The following is a 14,650-nucleotide window of genomic DNA, read 5'->3' as shown; positions in this document are numbered from 1 at the left end:
GGCCGTTCCAGTACGTCACCAGGCTCGGGGCGGTGTCCTGGACGGGGCCGCGCCCGGCACCGCCCGTCCCTCCCTCGGCCGGCCCGTCCCCCGGGGCAGACCGGCCGAGGCGCCATCCCACCCCGGAGGTCGCACCGTGCAGCTGGAGAACTCGTTCACCGTCCCCGTGCCCGTCGACGAGGCCTGGCGGGTGCTCCTCGACATCGAGCGGATCGCCCCGTGCATGCCCGGCGCGGCGCTGGACTCGGTCGAGGGTGACTCCTTCACCGGCCGGGTCAAGGTCAAGCTCGGCCCGATCAACCTGACCTACCAGGGCAAGGCGTCCTTCGTGGAGAAGGACGAGGCCGCCCACCGCGCCGTCATCGACGGCCGCGGCAAGGACCAGCGCGGCAACGGCACCGCGGCCGCGCTCATCACCGCGCAGCTCAAGGGCGAGGGGGACACCACGCGGGTCGACGTCCTCACCGACCTCAACATCACCGGCCGCCCGGCCCAGTTCGGCCGCGGCGTCATGACCGACGTGGGCAACAAGCTGCTCGGCCAGTTCGCCGACAAGCTCGCCGCCCAGCTGGGCGAGGGCGACGCGCAGGGCGACGCCGCGCGGGCCGACGCCGCGCGGGCCGACGCCCCCGGCTCGGTCACGGCGACCGCCACCGGCGTCGCCGAGGAGGTCGCCGCCTCCGTCGAGCAGACGCCGGGCGACAACGCCGCCGCCGAGGCCGTGCGCAGGGCCGGGACCGCGGCGAGGGAGGCCGCGGCGTCGGCGACCGACGAGGCCACGGGGAAGACGGCCGCCGCCGCGGCCGGGCCGACCGACACCGTCTCGATCGCTGCGGTGGGCGCCACCGACACCGCTCCGGTCCCGGCCGTGGGCGACGCCGCCCAGGCCGCCGCCGGCACCGCCCCGGCGGCGAGCGACACGACGCCGGTCACGCCCGTCGGTGGCGCGCCGAGCACCCCGCCGTCCGGGCCCTCGGCGCCGCCGACCCGCCCGGCCACGGGCGCGCCGCCGCGCAGCACCCCGCGGCCGGTGCAGCAGCCGGCCGAGGAGCCCGAGCCGATCGACCTGCTCGAGGTGGCCGGTGGTGCGGCGATGGCCCGCTTCGCCGCACCTGCGGCCGGGCTGGCCGCGCTGCTGCTGCTGATCACGCTGGTCGTCCGGCGGCGCCGCCGCTGAGGTCCTCCTGGAGTCGATCATCGGGTCGTGGCCGCTGACACGCGCCGACACGCCGTCAGGACCGGCGACGACCCGATGATCGACCCCGCCACGGCTCGGCCGCCAGCCACGACAGCGCCGCCGCGGCCACCAGCTCGGGGGCCCGCAGCAGCGAGTGGTCGCCCGGCACGGCGGAGACCGACGCCGTCGCCGTCCCGGCGAGCGCGGCGGCGACCTCCCCGGGCCGGCCGTGCCCGTCGGTCTGCCCCTGCACCACGACCAGCGGCACGCCGGCCCCGGTCAGCTCCGCGGCGCGGCTCTTCTCCGGGCGGCCCGGCGGGTGCAGCGGGAAGGCCAGCGCGAGGACGCCGTCGGCACCCTGGGCGGACGCCGTCCGGCAGGCCACCCGGGCCCCCGCGCTGCGGCCGCCGAGCACCAGCGGCCGGGACAGCCCGGGTCGCAGCGCGTCGAGCACCGCCGACCACGCGGTGTCCAGGCGCGGTGGTGCCGGGGCGATGCGCTTCCCGGCCACCCGCCAGGGCTGCTCGACGCGCAGCACCCGCCAGCCGGCCGCGGAGGCCGAGGCGGTGACGGCGGTCAGGTCGGCCGACGCCACGCCGCCACCGGCGCCGTGGCCGAGCACCAGCGTGCCGCGGGCGCCGTCGGCGGGCCCGTCCGCGTGCACGGCCGCCGGGCCGAGCGGGGTGTCGACGAGGGTCGGTCCCCTCACGCCGGGGGCAGCGCGAGCAGCGCCTCGACCGCCCCGGCCAGGTCGTCGGCGACCACGGCCGGCGCCGGGTAGGGCGGCGGGTACACCCGCTCGGCGCGGGGGAACCAGGCGCCGGTGAGGCCGGCCTGCTCCGCGCCGAGGACGTCCCAGCCGTGCGCGGCCACCAGCGCCATCCGCCCGGGCGCGACCCCGCAGGCGCCCGCCGCCCACAGGTAGGCGGCGCGGGAGGGCTTCCACGTCCGCACCGACTCGCTGGTCAGCGTGCGCTCGACCAGCGGCGTGATCCCGCCGCGCTCCAGGCCCGCCTCGGCCACCCCGGGCGAGCCGTGCGAGAGCGTCACCACGCGGACCCCGGCGGAGACCAGCCGGCGCAGGGCGGGCTCGACGTCGGGGTGCGGCGAGAGGTCGAGGAAGGCGTCGGCCACCCGGCCGCGGTCGCCGTCGTCGAGGTCGGTGAGCTGGGCCAGCGAGGACTCGAACGCGGCGCGGAAGGGCAGCCAGGTGCCGGCCACCGTGGCGGCGAACCCGGTCTGCAGCGTGCGGCCGAAGACGGTGGGCAGCAGGTGCGCGGGCCGGCCGAGCTCCACCAGCGCGGCGCGCACCGGCTCGAGGTCGAGCAGCGTCTCGTTGACGTCGAACGCGACGACGTCGGGGCGGGCGGCGCTCACGCCGTCGGCCGGTCGCTGCCGGTCTCCTCGGTCCGTCCGGCCGTGGTCCGGCGGCGGCGGTGGCGCACGTCCTTGGCCCGCTTGTAGACCAGGTAGCCCAGCCCCGCCGCGAACACCGCGACGACCAGGTAGTCGAAGTACTTGAGGTTGTCCTGGATGAAGTCCCCCGCCAGGACGCCGAGGCTGATCAGGACGGTGTTCCAGATCAGGCTGCCCGCGGCGGAGTAGAGGACGAACTGGCCGAAGGGCATCCGGACGACGCCGGCCGGCACCGAGATGAAGCTGCGCACGATCGGCACCATGCGGCCGAAGAAGACCGCCGAGCGGCCGTGGCGCTCGAACCAGGCGAAGGTGCGGTCGACGTCCTCGGTCTCCACCAGGGGCAGCCGGTCGAGGAAGGCGTGGGAGCGCCGCGGCCCCAGCGCCCGGCCGACGTAGTAGAAGAAGACCGCCCCGAGGATCGAGCCCAGGGTGGCGAAGAGGACGACCGGGACGACGTCCATGTCGCCGCTGCGGATCAGCACGCCGGCCAGGCCGAGCACCGCCTCGCTGGGGATGGGCGGGATGACCGTCTCCAGCAGGATGCTGAACCCCACGCCGACGGGTCCCAGCCTCTCGACGAGGTCGAGCAGGAAGCCGGTGATCCCGCCCTGGTCGGAGGCGGCCGCGGCGGCGAGGGAGGACATGGCCTCCACGGTAAGGGCGGCCCCTGGGGGGCGCCTGGACGCCGGCCGGACGCCCGGGGCCGCTGGGGCTAGCGTTCCGCCATGCGTCAGCGACTCACCGCCCGGGCCGTCGTCGTGGGGGACCGGGCGGGCACCGTCGTCCCCGACGCGGTCGTCGACGTCGACGAGGGTCACATCTCCTGGGTGGGGACGGCCGATGACGCCCCGCCGGCCGGGGACGCCGAGGTCGTGGCGCTGCCCGGCCTGCTCGTGCCGGGGCTGGTCAACACCCACTCGCACGCGCCGATGGTGCTGTTCCGCGGCCAGGGCGAGGGGCTGCCGCTGGACCGCTGGCTGCGCGAGGTGATGTGGCCGCGGGAGGCGCGGCTGACGCCGGACGACGTCGAGGTCGCCATGACCGCCGCGTCCGCGGAGCTGCTGCGCGGCGGGGTCACCACGAGCGTGGAGATGTACTTCTCGCCCGAGCGGATCGCCGCGGCGGTCGGCGCGACCGGCGCCCGCGCGGTGGTCGCCGCGCCGATGCTGCCGCTGCCGGGCATGCCGCCGCTGGAGGAGCAGATGGCCGCCGCCGTCGACCTGGCCTCCGGCGTCGCGGACGACGGACTGGTCGAGTACGGCCTGGGCCCGCACGCCGCCTACACCGTCCCGCTGCCCCTGCTGCGCCGGGCCGCCGAGCTCGCGCGGGAGCACGGGATGCTGCTGCACCTGCACGTGGCCGAGACAGCCACCGAGGGCGCCGACCTGCTGGCCACCCACGGGCTGTCGGTGCCGGCGCTGCTGGCCGCCCACGACGTCCTGGGCGGGCGGGTGCTCGCCGCGCACTGCGTGCACATGGACGACGGCGACCTCGAGCTGTTCGCGGAGTACGACGTCGCGGTCGCGCACTGCCCGGCCAGCAACGCCAGGCTGGCCAGCGGCGTCGCGCGGGTGCGGGACATGCTCGACCGCCGCATCCGGGTGGGCCTCGGCACCGACGGGCCGGCGTCCAACGACGGGCTGGACCTGCTCGCCGACGTCCGCCTCGCCGCGCAGCTGGCCCGCCTCACCGGGCGCGACGCCACCGCGCTGACCGCCGCCGAGGCGTTCTGGCTGGCCACCGGCGCGGCCGCCGACGCGGTCGGCCGCCCCGACCTCGGCCGGGTGGAGGCCGGGCGGCGGGCCGACGTGGTGCACGTCGACACACGGGACCTGGGCTTCGAGCCGGTCGGCGACGCCGCCGACTGGCTCACCCATCTGGTCTGGTCCGGTGTGTCCCGGCTGGTCAGCGACGTCTGGGTGGGCGGCCGGCAGGTGGTGGCCGGCGGCGCCTGCACCACCGTGGACGCCGTCGCGCTGCGGGCCGAGGTGGCCGCGCGTGCCGCCCGCCTGGCCGGCTGAGCGGTCGCCGCGATGACCAGGTGACCTGATCGTGGCGCGTCCTCCCCGACCGTGCACCGTGCGGGAGGACGCGCTGCGGTGCGGCAGGACGGGGTGCGGTGTGGGCCGGCGACCGCGTCGGCGTCGTCGCGGATCTCGCGCTCCCCGACCACCGGCCCGGCTCCCTGCGGCGTCCGAACCTCTTCAACCGATCGGTTGACAAGCAGGGACGTGACGTCCTACCGTCTTCATCAACCACTTGGTTGAGCGAGGAGGTCGAGGGTGGCGGCAGATCCGCTCTCGCGGGTGTTCTCGGCGCTGGCCGACCCGACCCGGCGCGACATCGTCGCCCGGCTTGCGGTCGGTGACGCGACCGTCGGGGAGCTGGCCGCCCCCTACGACGTGACCGTGCAGGCGGTCTCCAAGCACCTGCGGGTGCTGGAGGACGCCGGCCTGGTCAGTCGCAGCCGGGAGGCCCAGCGCCGCCCGGTGCACCTGGAGGCGGAGGTGTTCGACCTCATGACGAAGTGGATCGAGCGCTACCGGCGGCAGGCCGAGGAGCGCTACCGCCGCCTCGACGACGTCCTCCGGTCCATGCCCGAGGAGGACCCACCACCACAGGGAGGGAACCCGTCATGACCGCCAGCACCCGCGAGACGCAGATCGTCGCCGACCCCGACGTCCCGCTCGTCCGCATCACCCGCGAGTTCGACGCGCCGCCGAGCAAGGTGTTCCGCGCGCACACCGACCCCGACCTGCTCGTGCAGTGGCTCGGCCCGCGCGGGCTGGAGATGCGCATCGACCACTACGACTGCCGGCCCGGCGGGTCCTACCGCTACGTGCACAGCGACGCGAACGGCGAGTACGGCTTCCGCGGCTGCTTCCACGAGGTCCGGCCCGACGAGTTGATCGTGCAGACCTTCACCTTCGAGGGCGTGCCCGACGGCGTCGCCCTGGAGAAGCTCGTCCTCGAGGACCTCGGCGACGGCCGGACCCGGCTGACCGTCACCTCGCTGGTCGACTCCTTCGCCGACCGCGACGCCTTCCTGGCCAGCGGCATGGAGACCGGCGTCGTCCAGGGCTACGAGCGCCTCGACGAGGTGCTGGCCCGCTGACCGCCGTCCGCCCGCGGGTCACGCCCGCAGGGAGATCGTCTCCCCGCGGACGACGGTCCGCAGCTCCCCCGGAGCCCGCCGCTCGGCGACCTCGCGCACGAACTCGCCGAGCGGCGAGGTGAACCGGTCGTAGTCGTCGTAGTGCACCGGCACGGTGACCGGCGGCTTCAGCAGCTCCACCAGGTCGGCGCCCTGCCGGCCGTCCATGGTCACGGTGATGCCGAGCGCCTTCGTGCCGCCCAGGTGCGCGATCACGGTGTCGAGCGGCCCGCAGCGCTGCAGCACCTCGCCCAGCCACGGGCGGTAGAGCGTGTCCCCCGTGACGTACCCGCGCCAGGTCATCTGCCCGCCGCGGAACAGCTCCAGCACGCTGCCCATGACCGGCGGCAGCACCCTCGCCAGCGGGCCGGGGCCGTGGACGCCGGGCACCGAGGTGATCCGCAGGGTCTCGCCGTCCCCGCCGATCTCGTGCACCTGCCAGGGGCGCAGGTCCGCCGTCGCCCGGAACCCCCGCGACGCCAGCGTCCGGGCGGCCGCCTGCGTGGTGACGATCGGCGTCTCGCGGTCGATGGTCGCGTAGGCGATGCGGTCCCAGTGGTCACCGTGCAGGTGGGAGAGCAGGACGGCGTCGAGGTCGGGCAGGTCCCCGGGCAGCAGCGCCGGGTCGGTCAGCCGCTTGGCCCACAGCCCCTTGCCCAGGTACACCCGCTGCCCCCGGCCGATGAAGTTCGGGTCGGTGAGCAGCGTGAACCCGCCCAGCCGCAGCAGCGTGGTCGCGTTGCCGCCGAAGGTGAGGGTGACGTCATCGGACGCGGTCGAGGCCATGCCCGCGACTACCCGACCCGCCGACCCGTGCAACTCCGCGGGGTCGCGCGGTCAGCCGCGCCGGCGGAGGACGGCGACCAGCGCGCCGCCGACCTGCGGGAGGACCAGCGCCGCCGTCCCGGCGACGGCCGCGGACAGCGCGAGGACGGCGAGCACCCCGGCGAGGTCGCCGCGGCTCGCGCGGGCGCGGGTCGGGAGCACGCGGGGATCGTGGCAGCGAGACGCCCGGAGGGGATGCCCCCGGCCGTGCGCTCCCCCGAGTGGGCGGGGGCGGGGCGGGCGAGGCTGGTAGACAGGGGAGGTGGCGGCACCCCGGGACGTCGACGAGTCCTTCCTCGCCCTGCCCCTGTCCGCGCTCACCGAGGCGGCGCTGACCCGCGCGGTCGACCTCGGTTGCGAGCACGCGGACCTGCGGGTGGAGCGGATCCGCACCCAGGCGATCAGCCTGCGCGACGCCCGCCTCGAGGCGCTCACCGACGGCGAGGACCTCGGTCTCGCCGTCCGCGTGGTGCACGAGGGCACCTGGGGCTTCGCCGCGGGCGTGGTCCTCACCGCGGCCGAGGCGGTGCGGCTGGCCGAGCAGGCGGTCGCCGTCGCGAAGGTGTCCGCGGCCGTGGCCAGCGACCGGGTGGAGCTGGCGCCCGAGCCTCCCCACGAGGGGGCCTGGGTCTCGGCCTACGACGTCGACCCGTTCGGCGTGCCCGACGCCGAGAAGACCGCCCTGCTCACGGAGTGGTCCGAGCGGCTCATGGCCGCCGACGGCGTCGAGCACGTGCAGTCGGGCTGCACGCACGTCAAGGAGCAGAAGTACTACGCCGACACCGCCGGCACCCGCACCCGCCAGCAGCGGGTGCGCATCCACCCCGAGTTCACCGCGCTCACCGTGGACCGCACCACCGGCGCCTTCGAGAGCATGCGCACCCTGGCGCCGCCGGTGGGCCGCGGCTGGGAGTACCTCACCGACGGGCGCTGGGACTGGGGCGCCGAGCTGGCGCAGATCCCGGAGCTGCTGCGGGAGAAGACGAAGGCGCCCTCGGTCGAGCCGGGCCGCTACGACCTCGTCGTCGACCCGTCCAACCTGTGGCTGGTCGTCCACGAGTCGGTCGGGCACGCCACCGAGCTCGACCGGGCCCTCGGCTACGAGGCGGCCTACGCCGGGACGTCGTTCGCCACCGTCGACCAGCTCGGCAGCCTGCGGTACGGCTCGGAGCTCATGCACGTGACCGGCGACCGGGTGGTCGAGCAGGGGTTGTCGACCATCGGCTGGGACGACGAGGGCATCGAGGCCCAGCGGTGGGACATCGTCCGCGACGGCGTGCTGGTGGGCTACCAGGTCGACCGCAACACCGCCCGGCTCGGCGGCATGGCGCGCTCCAACGGCTGCGCCTTCGCCGACTCGCCGCGGCACGTGCCGGTGCAGCGGATGGCCAACGTCTCCCTGCAGCCGGCGCCCGACGGCCCCGACCTCGACGGGCTGATCGGCGGCGTGGAGCGCGGCGTCTACGTCGTCGGAGACAAGAGCTGGTCGATCGACATGCAGCGCTACAACTTCCAGTTCACCGGCCAGCGCTTCTACCGGATCGAGGGCGGCCGGCTGGCCGGGCAGCTGCGCGACGTGGCCTACCAGGCGACGACGACGGACTTCTGGGGCTCGATGCGTGCCGTCGGCGGGCCGTCCACCTACCGCCTCGGCGGGGCGTTCAACTGCGGCAAGGCACAGCCCGGCCAGGTCGCGCCGGTGAGCCACGGCTGCCCGGCGGCGGTCTTCGAGGGCGTCAGCATCCTCAACACGGTGCAGGAGGGCGGGCGATGAGCGCACTGACCGCGCAGCAGCTGGCCGAGAAGGCGCTGGCCGCCTCGACCGCCGACGGGTGCGTCGTCTACGTCGTCGAGAGCACCGAGGCCAACCTGCGGTGGGCGTCGAACAGCCTGACCACGAACGGGGCGATGCGCTCGCGCCAGGTCGTCGTCGTCTCGTTCGTCGACGGCGGGGCGGGGATGGCCGCCGGCACCGTCGCGCGGACCGGGACCCCGGACGTCGCCGAGCTGGTCGCGGCCAGCGAGCAGGCCGCCCGCGACGCCGGGCCGGCCGAGGACGCCGTCCCGCTGATCAGCGAGGAGCCGCCCGGCGCCGGGGAGTGGGACGCCGACCCCGCCGAGACGTCGATCGAGGTGTTCGCCGAGTTCGCGCCCGCGCTGGGGGAGGCGTTCGGCGCCGCCCGCGACCGCGGCGACCTGCTGTTCGGCTACGCCGAGCACGCCATGACGACGACGTACCTGGGCACCTCGACCGGGCTGCGGCTGCGGCACGACCAGCCCAGCGGCCGGGTCGAGCTCAACGGCAAGAGCACCGACTTCTCGCGCTCGGTGTGGGCCGGCGTGGGCACCCGCGACTTCCGCGACGTCTCGGTGCCCGGCCTCGCCGGCGAGGTGGAGCGCAAGCTCGGCTGGTCGAAGCGGCGGGTCGACCTGCCGGCCGGCCGCTACGAGACGCTGCTGCCGCCGTCGGCGGTCAGCGACCTGATGCTCTACGCCTACTGGACGATGGAGGCCCGCGACGCCGACGAGGGCCGCAACGTCTACGCGCGCACGGGCGGCGGCAACCGCATCGGCGACCGGCTGGCCGCCCTGCCGCTGACGCTGCGCAGCGACCCGGCCGCGCCCGGGCTGGAGGCCGCGCCGTTCCAGGTGGTGGGCGCCTCGTCCGGCTCGGCGAGCGTGTTCGACAACGGCATGGCGACGCCGGCGGTGGACTGGATCTCCGGCGGCGTCCTCACCAACCTCGTGCGGACGCGGGCGTGGGCGCTGAAGACCACCGCGCCCGCCGTCGCCGCCGTCGACAACCTGGTCCTCGAGGCGCCGGACGCGACGGCCACCCAGGACGAGATGGTCGCCGCCACCGACCGCGGCCTGCTGCTGACCACGCTCTGGTACATCCGCGAGGTCGACCCGCAGACGCTGCTGCTCACCGGCCTGACCCGCGACGGCGTGTTCCTCGTCGAGGGCGGCGAGGTCACCGGCGCGGTGAACAACTTCCGGTGGAACGAGTCGCCGGTGGACCTGCTGGGCCGGATCACCGAGGCCGGGCGCACCGAGCGGACGCTGCCGCGCGAGTGGAACGACTGGTTCACCCGCGCCGCGATGCCGCCGGTGCGGGTGCCGGACTTCAACATGAGCTCGGTGTCGCCGGCCAGCTAGAGCGGGCGCTCCGGCAGGTCGCGGACGGTGACGCCCTCGTCGTCCGCGTCGGGCACCGCGAGGTGTCGCGGGTTGGCCACCCGGAGCCGGTCGCGCACGCCCTCGCGGACGGCGGCGACCACCTCGTCCCAGCGGCCGTCGCGCGAGCCGTCGGCGACCGCCTCGGACAGCGCGGCGTCGTCGGCCAGGTCCAGGCCGCGCAGACGGGCCCGCCGCCGCGCGCGGGCGCCGTCGCCGAGCAACAGCTCGCGCCGCACGGTGGCGACGACGTTGGCGGCCACCTGCGCGTGGAAGGAGGTGCGCCCGCCGGTGCCCGCGCGCACCTCACCGGCCAGGAAGTCGCCGACCGCGGCGGCGAGCTCGGCGGCGGTGGGCCGGCCGAACAGCAGGTCGTCGTCCGGGGCGGCCTCGTCCGGGGTCGCGTCGTCCGGGGTCGCGTCGTCCGGGGGAGCGGCGTCGGGACGGTCGAGTCCCAGGGCGAGCAGGACGTCGAACTCCTGCTCGGCGGCGCGGCGGCCGATCGCGGCGAGCTCCACCGACGGCTCCGCCCCCGAGAGGTGGCGCTCGGTCATCGCCCGGCACATCAGGCCCCACTGGACGGTGCCGTAGAGCTCCCACCAGTGCAGCTCGGCCACCGTCGGCCGCCAGCCGGCGACCGCGGCGTAGCCGTCGAGCAGCTCCTCGCGGGTGCCGGTGCCGGCGGCGGGCAGCCGGGAGCCGAACCTCCAGACCTTGGCGCAGCACCAGCCGAGGTCCTCCAGCGGGTCTCCGCGGTGGACCAGCTCCCAGTCCAGGACGGCGCGCAGCCCCTCGGGGCCGACCATGAGGTTGCCGAGGCGGAAGTCGCCGTGCACGAGGACCGTCGGCCGCGCCGGCGGGCGGTGCCCGCGCAACCACCGCAGCCCCAGCGCCAGCCCGGGCGGCGGCGGCCCGCCGGTGAGGAAGGACGACGTCAGCCGGTCGAGCGGGTCGCCGGGGGCGGGCACCTGGGCCAGGTCGTCGAGGGGGACGGCGTGCAGCCGGGCGAGGACGGCGCCGAGCTCGTGGGCCAGCCCGGCCCGTGCGGTCGCGTAGGTCTCCTCCCGCAGCAGCCGGCGCGGGATCGTCTCGCCGTCGACCCGACCCATGAGCAGGTACTGGGCCGGCAGCCCCTCCCCGGCGTCGCCCGCACCGACGTCGACCAGGTCGGGCGCCGGCACCCCCGCCCGGGCGGCCGCGGCGACCGCGGCGGCCTCCACCGGCAGCGGTACCCCGCCGGTGCCGGCGCCACCGCGCAGGACCAGGTCGCGACGGGCCCGCGCGGTGTCGTCCACCGCGGTGAACGCCCAGGTCTCGCGGTTGGCCCCGCCGGTCAGGCGGGTCAGCCCCTCGACGGTCACCCGCCCGCCGGTGAGCCGCGACAGCCGCCGGGCGAGCGCTGGGGCCAGCTCCTCGGGAGACGTCCCGGACGCGGCGGGGCTGCCGGTCACCGCAGGAAGCCGAACAGCTGCCCGGCCACCCGCCGCATCTGGATCTCCTCGCTGCCCTCGGTGATCCGGTAGCGGCGGTGGTGCCGGTAGATGTGCTCGAAGGGCAGGTGCCGGGAGTAGCCCATGCCGCCGTGCACCTGCATCGCGCGGTCGGCGGCGTCGCAGACCAGCCGGTTGCCCCGGTAGTTGCACATCGACACCCGGTGGCCGATGGTCACCGCCGGCTCGCCGCGGGCGGTCAGCTCGTCGAGGTCGGCGGCGGTGGCGCGGATGAGCGTGCGCACCAGCTCCGCCTCGGTGTGCAGCTCGACCAGCGGCCACTGGATCGCCTGCCGCTCGGCCAGCGGCCTGCCGAACGTGCGGCGTTGCCGGGCGTGCTCCACCGAGCGGTCGATGCAGAACTGCGCGGCCCCGACGCCGGAGGCCGCCTGGCGGATGCGGTTCTCGTGCACGAAGGTCTGCGCGACCGCCAGCCCCTCGCCCTCGGCGCCGAGCACCGCCGAACCGGGCACCCGGACGCCGTCGAGCACGACCTCGCCGTGGTCGGTGGGCATGTTGAGCGTCCACCAGAACTGGGGCACCGACAGGCCCGGCGCGTCGGCGGGCACGAGCAGGGCGCTGATCCCGCGCGCCTCCCCCGTTCGGCCCGACGTGCGGGCGAAGACCAGCAGGTGGGTCCCGGTGTGGACGCCGGTGATCCAGCGCTTGCGGCCGGTGAGGACCCAGTCGCCGCCGTCCCGCTCCGCGCGGGTGTCCATCCAGGTGGCGTCGCTGCCGTGGTCGGGCTCGGTGAGCGCGAAGGACATCCGTCGCTCGCCGGTGATCAGCGCCTCGACGAACTCCTCGCGCTGCTCCGCGGTGCCGAACAGGTGGAGCAGGTGCGGCACCACCAGGTTGCCGACGACGCTGTGCTCGTTCTGCAGGTCGTTGTGCAGACCCAGCCCGCGGTGCGCCAGGTGCTCGCGGATCACGGCCATGTCCACGTTGCTGCCGTCGCGCCCGCCGAGCTCGGCCGGGAGGCCGTGGCGCAGCCAGCCGGCGGCGTCGGCGCGCCGGCGCACCTCGGCCAGCAGCTCCTCCCACTCCGCGCGGGGCACCCCGCCGGCCTCGACGTCGGTGCGGGCGAACTCGCGGCGGTGGTCGAAGAACCGGACGTTGTCGTCCTGCTGCTCCAGCGGGTCGATCTCCACGGCCACGAACGCGTCGAGCTCGGCGAGCAGGGCGGTCAGCCCGGGAGGCAGTGCCGAGCCGGCGACCTCGCCGCGCGGCGCGGGTGACGCGGGGGGCTGACCGGGCGTGGTCATGTGGCCTCCTGTCCGGCGGCGGTGCCGGTCCCCCGACCATGGCAGCGCCGACACCCGACGTCAAAGTCCCCCTGGTCACGGGCGTCGCCCGGTGCTCCTCGGGCGGCCGGCGCCGGTCGGCGACGCGCCGCGCGGGCGTTGACAGCGGGTCGCCCGCGTGGCTTGACTGCCCCGGGTCGACGTCGGTGTCAGGGCCCCGTCGTGCCGGGCGGCCGGCGCGCGACCGGACGACCTCACCGCCAGACCCACCGCGACGACGCAGAGGGGACGGCCGGCGATGCGCATCGGCATGCGCGTGCGGTACAGCGGGGGCTTCCGCGAGGCCGCCCGGGAGATCGGCGACCTGGAGCAGGCCGGCCTGGACCTGGTCTCGATCGCCGAGGCCTACAGCTTCGACGCGGTCAGCCAGCTCGGTTACCTGGCCGCGGTCACCGAGCGGATGGAACTGACCAGCGGGATCCTGCAGGCGTTCACCCGGACCCCCACCCTGACCGCGATGACGGCGGCCGGCCTCGACCTCGTCTCCGACGGCCGCTTCACCCTCGGCCTCGGCGCCAGCGGCCCGCAGGTGGTCGAGGGCTTCCACGGCGTCCGCTACGACGCACCGCTGGCCCGGCTGCGCGAGATCGTCGAGATCTGCCGGATGGTCTGGCGCCGGGAGCGCGTCGTGTACGAGGGCCGGCACTACCCGATCCCGCTCCCGGCCGACCAGGGCACCGGCCTGGGCAAGCCGCTCAAGCTGATCAACACGCCGGTCCGCGAGCGGATCCCGATCACGCTGGCCTCCATCGGCCCGAAGAACGTCGAGATGACCGCCGAGATCGCCGAGGGCTGGGAGCCGATCTTCTTCGTCCCCGAGCGAGCGGCCGACACCTGGGGGGCCTCCCTCCAGGCGGGCCGGGCCAGGCGGGACCCGGCGCTCGGGCCGCTCGACGTCCGGGTCGGCGTCCCGTGCGCGATCGGGGAGGGCCTGGAGGACCTGCGTGAGCGCTCGCGCGCGGACCTCGCGCTCTACATCGGGGGCATGGGCGCCCGCGGCAAGAACTTCTACAACGAGCTGACCGTCCGCTACGGCCACGCCGAGGCCGCGGCCACCGTCCAGGACCTCTACCTGTCCGGACGCAAGGAGGAGGCCGCCGCGGCGGTCCCGGCCGAGATGGTCGCGGCCACCTCGCTCGTCGGCCCCCGCGGCTGGGTGGCCGAGCGGCTGGCCGCCTTCCGCGACGCCGGCGTCACCACGCTGGTCACCTCCCTGGTCCAGCCGGAGCGTCGCGACCGGCTCCGGACGGTCGAGCAGCTCCGGGAGCTCGTCGGCGACCTCTGACGGCGGGCTAGCGTGCGGTCCCGGGTGCTCCGCCGGGGAGCGCCGGGATGGAGACCAGCCGTGACCGACGCCCAGCCGACGACCGCTCCGCAGCCGACCGTGCCCGAGGGGCTCACCGTGGCGGTGCTCGGCGGCACCGGGCCGCAGGGGCGCGGGCTGGCGCGGCGGTTCGCCGCGGCCGGCGTGCGCGTCGTCCTCGGCAGCCGCGACGCGGAGCGCGCGCAGGCGACCGCGTCCGACCTGGCCGCGGCCACCGGCGGGGACGTCACCGGGGCGGACAACCGCGGCGCCGCCCGCGCCGGGGACGTCGTCGTCGTCGCGGTGCCCTGGGACGGCCACGCCGACCTGCTCGCCGGCCTGCGCGAGGACCTCGCCGGCCGCGTCGTCGTCGACTGCGTCAACCCGCTGGGCTTCGACAAGCGGGGCGCCTTCGCCCTCGCCGTCCCGGAGGGCTCGGCCGCCGAGCAGGCCGCGGCGCTGCTGCCCGACAGCCGGGTCGTGGCCGCGTTCCACCACGTCAGCGCCGTCCTGCTCGAGGACCCCGAGGTGACGACGGTGGACACCGACGTCCTGGTCCTCGGCGAGGACCGTGAGGCCACCGACCTGGTGCAGGCCCTGGCCGGCCTGGTGCCGGGCATGCGCGGGGTCTACGCCGGGCGGCTGCGCAACGCCCACCAGGTGGAGGCGCTGACCGCCAACCTGATCAGCGTCAACCGCCGGTACAAGGCGCACGCCGGGCTGCGCGTGACCGACGTCTGAGCCGCGCCTGGCCGAGGACACGCGGATCGTCCTGTCGCCGGCCGGGCTGCTCTAGCCTGC

At 76.0% G+C, this 14,650-nt stretch carries 15 protein-coding genes; 8 read left to right on the top strand and 7 right to left on the bottom strand.

The features are described from left to right. Positions 1-136 precede the first annotated feature (136 nt). Positions 137-1,177: an SRPBCC family protein gene (locus JOD57_RS11310; protein WP_204692121.1), complete on the top strand. Its 1,041-nt coding sequence runs from the start codon at positions 137-139 to the stop codon at positions 1,175-1,177. A 55-nt stretch (positions 1,178-1,232) separates the two neighbouring features. Here the strand turns inward: JOD57_RS11310 and JOD57_RS11305 are convergent, their stop codons facing one another. From JOD57_RS11305 to JOD57_RS11295, 3 genes are read right to left on the bottom strand one after another with little or no spacing between them, the layout of a single operon-like run. After that, positions 1,233-1,886, bottom strand: coding sequence for an alpha/beta hydrolase family protein (locus tag JOD57_RS11305; protein ID WP_204692120.1), 654 nt, complete (start codon positions 1,884-1,886; stop codon positions 1,233-1,235). Beyond that, entirely contained in the window at positions 1,883-2,554 is a 672-nt protein-coding gene (locus JOD57_RS11300; protein ID WP_204692119.1) for an HAD family hydrolase, read from the bottom strand. The genes JOD57_RS11305 and JOD57_RS11300 overlap by 4 nt, the downstream gene beginning before the upstream one ends. After that, positions 2,551-3,240, bottom strand: coding sequence for a DedA family protein (locus JOD57_RS11295; RefSeq protein ID WP_204692118.1), 690 nt, complete (start codon positions 3,238-3,240; stop codon positions 2,551-2,553). The genes JOD57_RS11300 and JOD57_RS11295 overlap by 4 nt, the downstream gene beginning before the upstream one ends. Before the next feature lie 81 nt (positions 3,241-3,321). Between JOD57_RS11295 and JOD57_RS11290 the strand changes: the two genes are divergently transcribed. The 3 genes from JOD57_RS11290 to JOD57_RS11280 all read left to right on the top strand — a co-directional run bounded on the left by JOD57_RS11290 (position 3,322) and on the right by JOD57_RS11280 (position 5,711). Then, positions 3,322-4,617 (top strand): amidohydrolase family protein, encoded by a 1,296-nt coding sequence (locus tag JOD57_RS11290; protein ID WP_204692117.1) that lies wholly within the window; start codon positions 3,322-3,324, stop codon positions 4,615-4,617. Positions 4,618-4,878: 261 nt separating this feature from the next. Further along, positions 4,879-5,235 (top strand): ArsR/SmtB family transcription factor, encoded by a 357-nt coding sequence (locus tag JOD57_RS11285; RefSeq protein ID WP_204692116.1) that lies wholly within the window; start codon positions 4,879-4,881, stop codon positions 5,233-5,235. Continuing rightward, positions 5,232-5,711, top strand: coding sequence for an SRPBCC family protein (locus JOD57_RS11280; protein WP_204692115.1), 480 nt, complete (start codon positions 5,232-5,234; stop codon positions 5,709-5,711). The genes JOD57_RS11285 and JOD57_RS11280 overlap by 4 nt, the downstream gene beginning before the upstream one ends. Before the next feature lie 18 nt (positions 5,712-5,729). On the opposite strand, the gene JOD57_RS11275 is transcribed toward JOD57_RS11280, so the two are convergent. Further along, the gene (locus JOD57_RS11275) at positions 5,730-6,536 is read right to left on the bottom strand and encodes an MBL fold metallo-hydrolase (RefSeq protein ID WP_204692114.1); all 807 of its coding nucleotides are present in this window, start codon (positions 6,534-6,536) and stop codon (positions 5,730-5,732) included. A gap of 51 nt (positions 6,537-6,587) precedes the next feature. Next, entirely contained in the window at positions 6,588-6,737 is a 150-nt protein-coding gene (locus JOD57_RS11270) for a hypothetical protein (protein ID WP_204692113.1), read from the bottom strand. A 100-nt stretch (positions 6,738-6,837) separates the two neighbouring features. Between JOD57_RS11270 and JOD57_RS11265 the strand changes: the two genes are divergently transcribed. Beyond that, positions 6,838-8,349, top strand: a complete 1,512-nt coding sequence (locus tag JOD57_RS11265) for a TldD/PmbA family protein (RefSeq protein WP_204692112.1) — start codon at positions 6,838-6,840, stop codon at positions 8,347-8,349. Then, positions 8,346-9,734, top strand: coding sequence for a metallopeptidase TldD-related protein (locus JOD57_RS11260; RefSeq protein WP_204692111.1), 1,389 nt, complete (start codon positions 8,346-8,348; stop codon positions 9,732-9,734). Before JOD57_RS11265 ends, JOD57_RS11260 begins: the two co-directional genes overlap by 4 nt. Here the strand turns inward: JOD57_RS11260 and JOD57_RS11255 are convergent. Then, positions 9,731-11,203, bottom strand: a complete 1,473-nt coding sequence (locus tag JOD57_RS11255; RefSeq protein ID WP_204692110.1) for a phosphotransferase family protein — start codon at positions 11,201-11,203, stop codon at positions 9,731-9,733. The genes JOD57_RS11260 and JOD57_RS11255 overlap by 4 nt on opposite strands. Then, entirely contained in the window at positions 11,200-12,507 is a 1,308-nt protein-coding gene (locus JOD57_RS11250) for an acyl-CoA dehydrogenase family protein (RefSeq protein ID WP_204692109.1), read from the bottom strand. Before JOD57_RS11250 ends, JOD57_RS11255 begins: the two co-directional genes overlap by 4 nt. A gap of 277 nt (positions 12,508-12,784) precedes the next feature. On the opposite strand from JOD57_RS11250, the gene JOD57_RS11245 reads away from it, so the two are divergent. Continuing rightward, a complete protein-coding gene (locus JOD57_RS11245; RefSeq protein WP_204692108.1) occupies positions 12,785-13,831 on the top strand; it encodes an LLM class F420-dependent oxidoreductase in 1,047 nt (348 codons plus the stop codon). 60 nt (positions 13,832-13,891) lie between these two features. Continuing rightward, positions 13,892-14,590, top strand: a complete 699-nt coding sequence (npdG, locus tag JOD57_RS11240) for an NADPH-dependent F420 reductase (RefSeq protein WP_204692107.1) — start codon at positions 13,892-13,894, stop codon at positions 14,588-14,590. Positions 14,591-14,650 lie beyond the last annotated feature (60 nt).

Source organism: Geodermatophilus bullaregiensis (assembly GCF_016907675.1).
Classification (GTDB): Bacteria; Actinomycetota; Actinomycetes; order Mycobacteriales; family Geodermatophilaceae; genus Geodermatophilus; species Geodermatophilus bullaregiensis.
Note: the sequence above shows the minus strand (reverse complement) of the source record. Positions and strands in the feature narration are given on the sequence as shown.

What these genes read in the sequence shown, in the direction of transcription:
- JOD57_RS11295 (WP_204692118.1), bottom strand. Translation starts at nt 3,240, where the DNA reads ATGTCCTCCCTCGCCGCCGCGGCCGCCTCCGACCAGGGCGGGATCACC.
- JOD57_RS11290 (WP_204692117.1), top strand. Translation starts at nt 3,322, where the DNA reads ATGCGTCAGCGACTCACCGCCCGGGCCGTCGTCGTGGGGGACCGGGCG.
- JOD57_RS11280 (WP_204692115.1), top strand. Translation starts at nt 5,232, where the DNA reads ATGACCGCCAGCACCCGCGAGACGCAGATCGTCGCCGACCCCGACGTC.
- JOD57_RS11275 (WP_204692114.1), bottom strand. Translation starts at nt 6,536, where the DNA reads ATGGCCTCGACCGCGTCCGATGACGTCACCCTCACCTTCGGCGGCAAC.
- JOD57_RS11260 (WP_204692111.1), top strand. Translation starts at nt 8,346, where the DNA reads ATGAGCGCACTGACCGCGCAGCAGCTGGCCGAGAAGGCGCTGGCCGCC.
- JOD57_RS11250 (WP_204692109.1), bottom strand. Translation starts at nt 12,507, where the DNA reads ATGACCACGCCCGGTCAGCCCCCCGCGTCACCCGCGCCGCGCGGCGAG.
- JOD57_RS11245 (WP_204692108.1), top strand. Translation starts at nt 12,785, where the DNA reads ATGCGCATCGGCATGCGCGTGCGGTACAGCGGGGGCTTCCGCGAGGCC.